Genomic DNA, 8,906 nt, shown 5'->3' on the forward strand with positions numbered 1-8,906 from the left:
ATTAATATTAATTTTAAAAAATTTTTCACTTTATTTACTCCTTATAATGTTCAATACAGTATATCAAATTTTCTAAATAAAATAAACTGCTGATTTTAAAATCAGCAGTTTATTTTGTACATTTCGTACGTCATTTTTATACAATTCTTGTTTCCTTTTCATCGCAAATTGTGAACTCTACATAGTTTGTTAATATGTCAATATAATTAAAGGACACAACTCTTTTAAATCCTCTCTTTTCCACATTGACTGTAAATACTGAAGGATATGTGTCCGCTATAACGCCTTCTCCTGTTTGGCTTTTACTTTTACCCTTTTTAACCTTAAACTTAACTCTTTGCCCTACGCAGCCTTCAACTATTCCTTTGACTCTTGTAACGGAACTGACTGTCAAAAAATCACCTTCTATTCTATATTAAATGAAAAGCAAGGAAATATTATTCATTTATTAATATCCTTACCATTAACATAATTTTTATGTGCTTTTTCTTTTATTTACTTTAATTTTATCTTGCAAAACGAAATAGAATAGACTATTATAATAAAGGCAAAATAATCTTAAAAAGGATGTGAATGTAATGGACGAGGTCCCTACGGTCAAGTCGCAATTTTTATTAAAAACAACTGAATACTTCTCTATTACTGACTTATCAATTTTGTAATAGAGAAAATCTATTATTAAATTGAGGTGAAAAATGCTTGATATTTTTAAAACTATAGACGACACTCTATTCAAGCTGGAAGAAATCGAAGATGGTGCTTGGATAAGCCTTGTTGATCCGACAACAGAAGAGCTGGATTTTATTGAAGATGAGCTAGGCGTCGACAAAGATTTTTTAAGAGCAGCACTGGATGAAGAAGAGAGCGCTCGTTTAGAATCCGAAAATGACCAGGTATTAATACTGGTTGATACTCCATATGTGGAAAAAACAGATGACCGCATTATTTATGAAACTCTCCCGTTGGGAATTATTATTACAGGCAGCAATATTATAACCATATGCCTTAAAAATTCAATTGTACTGGATCAATTTGAAAAAAATAGCATCCGCACATTTTATACTTACAAGAAATACAGATTTTTATATCAATTATTGTACAAAAATGCTCAAAGATACTTGCTTTATTTAAGGCAAATAGACAAAATGAGCAATTATATTGAAACACAGCTTCATCAGTCTATGAAAAACAAGGAACTTATGCAACTTATGGACTTGGAAAAATCATTGGTATATATAACTACTTCATTAAAAGCAAATCAAGTGGTGCTGGAAAAAATTCTGAGATTGAATATTATCAAAAAATATTCAGAAGACGAAGATTTACTTGAAGATGTAATTATAGAAAACAAACAAGCTATTGAAATGGCTAACATATACAGCGGAGTCCTGAGAGGAACAAGGGAAGCTTTTGCTTCCATAATATCAAATAATTTAAATATAGTTATGAAATTATTGACATCCATAACTATATTGATGGCTATACCAACAATGTTCTCAAGTTTCTTCGGTATGAATTTATTGAATATACCATTTGCACGTTCTCCATTCGGTTTTTGGATTGTGTTTGGAATATCTGTGGTAACAGCAGTCATAGTAGGATTTGTGCTCATAAAAAAAGATTTGATTTGAATAAACCATAAAATGAATAACACCCAGTTTTCTGCAGTTACACACTAGAAAACCGGGTGTTATTCATTATGTATTTCATATTCTGCTTTTGGGGGACCCACCTCTTTCATCAAATTATAATTATTTTTAATACCCCTTAAACTTATTTTACATAATATATTTACCCACAGAATTATTTTCTAAACATTATTTTTAAAAATATTATAATATAATTTAAGTTGTTATAAATTGTTGTTTATTATATAATATTTTAGATTATTACTAACAAGTTGATTTATTATTTCTATAAATAACAGATGAGGAAATATTATGTTAAAATTATATTCTTATGGCAAAATTAATTTGTTTTTAGATATTGAAGGCACACTTAAAAATGGTTATCATTTGATTAAGACTGTTATGCAATCTATTGATTTGCATGACGAAGTAATAATTGAATCGATTGACAAAAATAAAATTGTTATTGAATGCAGTGATTCAACTATTCCTGTTGATGAAAAAAACACCTGTCATAAAGCCGCAACCATAATCAAACAAATGTACAATATTAATTTGGGTGTAAATATAAAAATAAATAAAAAAATACCATCTGAAGCAGGTCTCGCAGGAGGAAGCAGCAATTCAGCTGCAGTTATAGCAGGATTGAACAAACTATGGAAATTAAATATTTCAGAAAATGAAATGCTAAAAATTGGTCTTAAAATCGGCGCCGATGTTCCGTTTTGCCTGCTTGGAGGAACATATTTAGCAGAAGGCATTGGAGAAAAACTTACAAAGCTCAACAATTATAAATGGGAAAACATATTAATTATAAAACCTGATTTTTCTATGTCCACTGCTTTTGTTTACAACAACTTGACTACTGAAAATTATAATTTATATTCGAACAATAACATATTAAATTATATAAGCGAAAATAAGTTTTACGAAACTTCATTGTCCGCTTCAAATGCTCTGGAAAAAGCAGTTGAAAAATTTCATCCGGAAATTAATGATATAAAGAATTTTTTAATTAAAAATGGAGCTTTATGCTCTAAAATGACAGGAAGTGGTTCTGCAATTTTTGGTTTATTTGAATGCAATGAAAGTTTAAATAATGCATATAATAAAGCAATAGAAATTTATCCTCAAGTATTTAAAACAAAAACAAGTGCTGTCGGTATTAATTTTTATGTTTAATAGATAAAATAAAGGTGTTACCCACCTTTATTTATTTTTGGATTTTTTAATTTGTTCTGTAAGAAGAGGTAAAATTTCTCTTACATCTCCCACAATACAGTAGTTTGCAACTTTAAATATTGGAGCATCCGTGTCTGTATTGATTGCGACAATAGTTTCAATGTCTGCAAGTCCTGCCAAATGCTGAATTGCCCCAGATATCCCGCATGCTATATATACCTTGGGAGCAACAGTTTTTCCTGTTTGTCCTACTTGATGACTGTATGGCATCCATCCTGAATCCACAACAGGTCTTGATGAGCCCACCACTCCTCCAAGAGCATCTGCTAAATTTTGAGCGAGCTGAATATTTTTGGCACTTCCTATTCCTCTGCCCACACTTACTATTATATCAGCATCAGATAAATTCAAGCCTTCCTCGTTGTCTATATTTTTTATTTTTCAACGAATTTTTCAATTGGTGACGGAACTTGAAGAATTGTTATTTGACCTGATGCATTGTAATCGGGTTCTATTGGCTTAAATACTTTAGGTCTTACCGTTGCCATTTGGGGACGATTATTTGGGCATACTATTGTTGCCATTAAATTACCCCCGAAAGCAGGTCTCGTCTGAAGTAGCAATCTTTCATCTTCGTCTATTTCCAAGACTGTGCAATCGGCAGTAAGTCCTGTTTTTAACGTTGATGAAATATGAGGCGCCAATGAACGTCCGTTTGATGTTGCTCCAATAAGCACAATTTCAGGTTTGTATTTTTTGATTAAATCAATCATTATTTCTCCGTAAACATGGTCATTAAAATCATTGAGCCAGCATGCATCCATAATCAATACTTCATCTGCCCCATAGAAAATCAATTCTTTTGCAAGAAATTCAATTTTGCTTCCTAAAACAACTGCAGTAACTTTAACATTCAAACGCAAAGCCATTTCTTTAGCTTTTCCCATTAATTCCAATGCAACAGATTTTAATTTACCGTATCTTTGTTCAGCAAATACCCAAACTCCTTTATAGCTGCTTAAATCTTCATGTTCTGTTTCATCTCTTTCAAAATTTATCGCTCCAAAAAAGCAGCTTTCAACACAAGAACCGCAAAGTGTGCATTTTTCATTTATTGTTGCTTTTTTATCTTTTACTTCTATTGCTCCAAAAGGACAAGCGCCAACGCATTTCCCGCATCCGACGCACTTGTCTTTTATTATATTTATGTTTGCCATACCTTACCGTCCTTTCTAAATTTGTATTTTCAATAATATTTCTGCTAATTTATTTGCTTTTTCTTCTGCAGTTCCCTCGATAATTTCACTTTTAACATAATGTACAGGAACAAATGTCTTTCGTACTTGTGTCGGTGAACCCTTTAAACCCGCTCTTTTTTCATCTGCATTTACATCAGCAAAAGTAACTATTTCAATTTCAGCATTTTTAGCTGTTTTCATACTTTTTATAGAAGGAAGTCTTGGCATATTAATTTCTTTAACTACAGTAATGAGAGCAGGTAATTTTATTTCAATTTCTTCATACCCGTCATCAGTTATTTTCATGCAGTTCATTTTATTCTTGTTCAACTCAATTATTTTGCTTATATCAGTTGCGTATGCAATACCCAGCGTTTTAGCCAAACTTGGTCCAACTTGAGCAGTATCACCGTCTGTTGCTTGTTTTCCGCATATTATTCAATCACATTCCCCTAGTTTTTCAACACCTTTGCAAAGTGCATACGAGGTTGCCAATGTATCTGCTCCTGCAAATTTACGATCTGTTAAAAGAATTGCTTTGTCAACTTTTAACGAAATTGCTTCTCTTAACATTTCTGTAGCCATTGGTATTCCCATACTCAATCCGTAAATTTCTGCTCCTATTCTTTCTTTTATCCGTACAGCTTCTTCAATGGCATAAGTATCAAAAGGATTTATTATAGCAGGAACATTTTCTCTTATTATAGTATTTGTAACCGGATCCATCTTAACTTCGTTAGTACCCGGAACTTGTTTTATGCATACAATAATTTTCACTTATTTGCCCTCCTCTGTATCATATGAGAAAACAGCCCCTCGATTAAATAGTTGCATCGGGTCAAATATTTTCTTCAATTTTCTCATTTCATTTAATTCTTCTTTGCTATACATTTTTTCGAGAAAAGGCACTTTCAATTTTCCTACTCCATGCTCTGCAGACACTGCACCACCCATTGCTGCTATTTTTTCAGCCCAAGTTAAGTAAAGCCTTTTGCCTATTTCATATTCTTCCATATTCCGTGGAATTATGTTAACGTGTAAATGGTTGTTCCCAATATGTCCGAATATTACTGCATGCAACCCGTTCTTTTCAATGTCATCATTGTACATCCTCATTACTTGCTTTAATTTATCATCAGGAACTGACATATCTGTACCTAACTTAGTGATTCTTTCATCAATTTTCTTTACAATATCAATCTGCATATTAACACACTCCGGGCATGCATGCCTGAAACTATGAAGCTTCTCTAAACTTACAGAATTGTTTGCAACCCATGTTGCATCTTCATCCCCGCCTAATTTTTCTATAATCGTTCCTAATTCTTCCACTCCTGCCCATATTTCATCGTTTGAGTCCTCTTCAATTTCAATATAAACAGCAGTGTGATAATTATCTTTTATTTCTTGAATTGATGAAAATGCCGGATTTGTTCTTTGCTGATTTCTAAGCATATTCAATGCATTATGGCTGAAAAATTCTATTGCAGAAGGTTTTAGTCTCATGGGTACCACATCGTCAAATATTTTTTCTCCTCGCAACGCACGCACTAAATCAAGCGCTTTGTCTTCATCCGGCATAAATATAGTTACTCCCCAGCAAGCATCCTGAGTTTTGTTCAATTCGATTTCTAATTCGCTTATAATTCCTAACGTGCCGTCCGAGCCAATAAATAGGTCTATCATGTCCATACTTGGTCTATTAAAATAACCAGAAGTATTTTTCTTTACATTTGGCATATTGTATTTAGGCAACTCTCCTACAATTACTCTCCCACTTTCCGTAACAAGTTCAAACTTCCCATCTTTGGCAAAAGTTTGTCCTCTTTTTAATTTTAAAACATCTCCATCAGATAATATTATTCTCAATGATTCAATATGGTCTCTTGTAGAACCATATCTAAAACTTTTAGCTCCAGATGCATTGCATGCTGCCATGCCTCCTATTGATGCTGAAATTTCAGTCGGATCTGTGGAATAAAACCATTGGTTTTTTTCAATGTGGTTTAATGCTTCTTTAGATTCCTCATCCCAATCAGTTGTTATAAATGATTTGTTCAATAAGTATTTTCTAACTTCAGCAAGTAAAACACCCGGCTGAACTTTCAAGAACAATCTATCATTTTCTTCATCATATCTTGCACCGACAACATTGTTCATTTTGCTTAAGTTTATTATATGACCGTCAAAAGGAACAGCCGAAGCTGCAAGCCCTGTTCTTGCTCCTTGCGTAGTGATTTGTATATTTTTTTCAGCATTTTCTTTTACTGATTCGATTATCTCACTTTCAATTTTAGGGAATGTTATACTTTTTGCTGTTCCGGTTTGACGAGATTCATCTCTTAAATATTCTCCGTACATTTCTATAAATAAATTATTTTCCAATGTCAACCTCCATGTCGAAGTTAATTATATAATATAATATGAATAATAATTTATCACAAATAATACTTTAAATCAAACAAAAAAAATAAAATGCCATATTTAAGCATTTTATTTTTTCTATTATTATTTGTTAATAAGTTCCTTCATGCACTTTATAACAAATTCTATATCTTCTTTAGTTACTCCGACATGAGCAACATAACGATATTCACCATCTTCTTCGCCGTTAATTTTAATATTTTTTTCATACAGACCTTCAACAAGAGTTTTTTCAGGTATAATATCTTCCCCCATCTCAAAGAAAACCATGTCTATGTCAAGTCTGTCAGTTTTCACTTTTACACCCGGAATTTTTGACAGTTCTTCAGCCATATACTTTGCATTTTTGTGATCTTCCTCAAGTCTCAAAGTCATTTTTTCCAATGAAATAATGCCTGCAGCAGCGAGTATCCCTGCCTGTCTCATTCCGCCGCCCAAAAGTTTTCTGTTTTTTCTTGCTTTATCAATAAACAATTTGCTTCCTGCCAACATTGAACCGACAGGAGCAGCCAATCCTTTAGATAAACAAAACATAACGGAATCGCAGCATGCAGCAATTTCCTTTGCATCTACACCAAGTGATACAGCTGCATTGAATATTCTTGCCCCATCCATATGAACAGGAATGGAATGTCTTTCTGCGATATTTTTTATTTGCTTCATATTTTCCATAGAAACAACTGCTCCGCAACCGTGAGGATTCTCAATACATATAAGTCCGGTTTCAGGTTCGTGTATATCATCAATTCTAATTGCTTTTTCAACATCTTTTGGATTCATAGCTCCATTTTTTGTGTCAAGAGTCCTCAACTGAACTCCCGCAATTACTGCTGAAGCACCAACCTCATGTACAACAATATGATTATTTCTGCCTATGATTACTTCCTGTCCCCTTCTTGCATGAGTTAAAAGAGCTAACTGATTACCAAATGTACCGCTTGGAACAAACAAGGAAGCTTCTTTTCCAACTTTCTCGGCCGACATCTTTTCAAGCTTGTTAATTGTAGGATCATCTCCATACACATCATCACCAACCTCTGCCATAGCCATAGCCTGTCTCATTTCATCAGTAGGCATTGTTACTGTATCGCTTCTTAAATCAATAAATCTCATTTTGCACCATCCTTTATTTGTTATTTATTTGCTTGCACGATTTTATTACATGTTCTGCCAGAACTGCAGTTGTAACCGAGCCAACTCCCGCTGGCACAGGAGTTATTAATGATACTTTATTCAGGCATTCCTGTGTTTTTACATCGCCTGTAATATTTCCATCATCGATATTAATTCCTACATCTATTACAACCGCTCCATCTTTCACAAAATCCTCTGAAATCATATTTGATTTACCAATTGCTGCAACTAAAATATCTGCTTTTTTACAGATGTTCGGAAGATTGTTTGTTTTAGAATGACAAATAGTAACCGTTGCATTTTCCTTAAGCAAAAGCATTGCCATTGGCTTTCCTACCACCATTGATCTTCCTAAAACTACAGCATTGCTTCCTTTTAGATTCACATTATAATATTTTAATATTTCCATTGCTGCCGAAGGAGTGCATGGAGGAAAACCGGATTTATCTCCTTCTAAAACTTTTGCTACATTTATAGGATTTAAACAATCAATATCTTTTTCAGGACTTATTATAAATTTTACTTCATTTTCGTTTATTTGCTTTGGCAGCGGCCTGAACAACAGTATGCCATGTACAGTTTTATCTTCGTCAACTGCTTTGAGTTCTTTTATGAAAGATTCATGGATGATATCCAAAGGTAATGTTAACACTTCACACAATATGCCGCATGTTTCCATTCTTTTTACAGCAGCTCTTTCATAAGCTAAATCATCTTCTCTTTCGCCGACTCTTACGATTTTTAACTTTGGATAAACACCATTTTGCTTTAATCTTTCTGCTTCTTCTTTTGCTCTAATGGTAATAGCATCAGCAACGGGCTTTCCTTTTATTAATTATCCCATATGTCCTCCTTAATTAATCATCTTAATATTTTTATTTTCATTATCGGTCGTTGTATGTTGCAAAATGAACGTGATCTTCCCACACTCCATTGATTTCCAAGTAGCGCTTTGAAAATCCTTCCTGTTCGAATTTAAGATTTTCCATAACTCTGAGGGATCTTTTATTTCGAGGAACTACATTGACTTCAATTCTGTGAAGTCCAAAATCATCAAACATTATTTCAATTGTTTTTTTTATTGCTTCAGTCATATATCCTTTATTGATTTCATCTTTGTCTAATTTGTATCCTAAAAAACAAGATTTGAAATTGCCCATTATTATATTGCTGTAACATACATTTCCAATGATTTTATTGTCTTCTTTCTTGATAATCCAGAATCTTACAAGAGCATTATCCTTAAACATGCTGTATTCATAGTTCAATTGTCTTTTTTGATATGATAATGTGTAAAAAT

The 8,906-nt window shown here is 32.9% G+C and carries 9 protein-coding genes and 1 pseudogene; 2 read left to right on the forward strand and 8 right to left on the reverse strand.

Features of this window, described 5'->3' with window-relative positions; genetic code table 11:
* Positions 1 to 136: 136 nt before the first annotated feature.
* The gene (locus tag SA378_RS06510; protein WP_318525172.1) at positions 137 to 394 is read right to left on the reverse strand and encodes a Veg family protein; all 258 of its coding nucleotides are present in this window, start codon (positions 392 to 394) and stop codon (positions 137 to 139) included.
* Between the two features lie 301 nt (positions 395 to 695).
* Here SA378_RS06510 and SA378_RS06515 point away from each other — a divergent pair, with 301 nt between their 5' ends.
* The gene (locus SA378_RS06515) at positions 696 to 1,631 is read left to right on the forward strand and encodes a magnesium transporter CorA family protein (RefSeq protein WP_318525173.1); all 936 of its coding nucleotides are present in this window, start codon (positions 696 to 698) and stop codon (positions 1,629 to 1,631) included.
* A gap of 309 nt (positions 1,632 to 1,940) precedes the next feature.
* Positions 1,941 to 2,810: a 4-(cytidine 5'-diphospho)-2-C-methyl-D-erythritol kinase gene (gene ispE / locus SA378_RS06520; RefSeq protein ID WP_318525174.1), complete on the forward strand. Its 870-nt coding sequence runs from the start codon at positions 1,941 to 1,943 to the stop codon at positions 2,808 to 2,810.
* Between the two features lie 27 nt (positions 2,811 to 2,837).
* On the opposite strand, the gene SA378_RS06525 is transcribed toward ispE, so the two are convergent.
* The 7 genes and pseudogenes from SA378_RS06525 to SA378_RS06555 all read right to left on the reverse strand — a co-directional run.
* A complete protein-coding gene (locus SA378_RS06525; RefSeq protein ID WP_318525175.1) occupies positions 2,838 to 3,221 on the reverse strand; it encodes an electron transfer flavoprotein subunit alpha/FixB family protein in 384 nt (127 codons plus the stop codon).
* 23 nt (positions 3,222 to 3,244) lie between these two features.
* On the reverse strand, positions 3,245 to 4,027 hold the full coding sequence (locus tag SA378_RS06530) for a 4Fe-4S binding protein (protein ID WP_318525176.1): 783 nt from the start codon (positions 4,025 to 4,027) through the stop codon (positions 3,245 to 3,247).
* 15 nt (positions 4,028 to 4,042) lie between these two features.
* Positions 4,043 to 4,774, reverse strand: a pseudogene (locus SA378_RS06535) (electron transfer flavoprotein subunit beta/FixA family protein).
* 51 nt (positions 4,775 to 4,825) lie between these two features.
* Positions 4,826 to 6,433, reverse strand: coding sequence for an FAD-binding oxidoreductase (locus SA378_RS06540; protein ID WP_318525177.1), 1,608 nt, complete (start codon positions 6,431 to 6,433; stop codon positions 4,826 to 4,828).
* 123 nt (positions 6,434 to 6,556) lie between these two features.
* On the reverse strand, positions 6,557 to 7,585 hold the full coding sequence (gene ltaE, locus SA378_RS06545) for a low-specificity L-threonine aldolase (RefSeq protein WP_318525178.1): 1,029 nt from the start codon (positions 7,583 to 7,585) through the stop codon (positions 6,557 to 6,559).
* A gap of 13 nt (positions 7,586 to 7,598) precedes the next feature.
* Entirely contained in the window at positions 7,599 to 8,438 is an 840-nt protein-coding gene (locus SA378_RS06550) for a bifunctional 5,10-methylenetetrahydrofolate dehydrogenase/5,10-methenyltetrahydrofolate cyclohydrolase (RefSeq protein ID WP_318525180.1), read from the reverse strand.
* A 52-nt stretch (positions 8,439 to 8,490) separates the two neighbouring features.
* Positions 8,491 to 8,906 (reverse strand): GNAT family N-acetyltransferase (locus tag SA378_RS06555; RefSeq protein ID WP_318525179.1); only part of this gene is annotated, 416 nt, incomplete at its 5' end.

Origin of the sequence: Sedimentibacter sp., from assembly GCF_033447055.1 — a bacterium.
Taxonomy (GTDB): Bacteria; Bacillota; Clostridia; order Tissierellales; family Sedimentibacteraceae; genus Sedimentibacter.

Bases quoted from the DNA above. Each gene is read 5' to 3' on its own strand.
- SA378_RS06515 (WP_318525173.1), top strand. From the start codon at position 696: ATGCTTGATATTTTTAAAACTATAGACGACACTCTATTCAAGCTGGAA.
- ispE (WP_318525174.1), top strand. From the start codon at position 1,941: ATGTTAAAATTATATTCTTATGGCAAAATTAATTTGTTTTTAGATATT.
- SA378_RS06530 (WP_318525176.1), bottom strand. From the start codon at position 4,027: ATGGCAAACATAAATATAATAAAAGACAAGTGCGTCGGATGCGGGAAA.
- ltaE (WP_318525178.1), bottom strand. From the start codon at position 7,585: ATGAGATTTATTGATTTAAGAAGCGATACAGTAACAATGCCTACTGAT.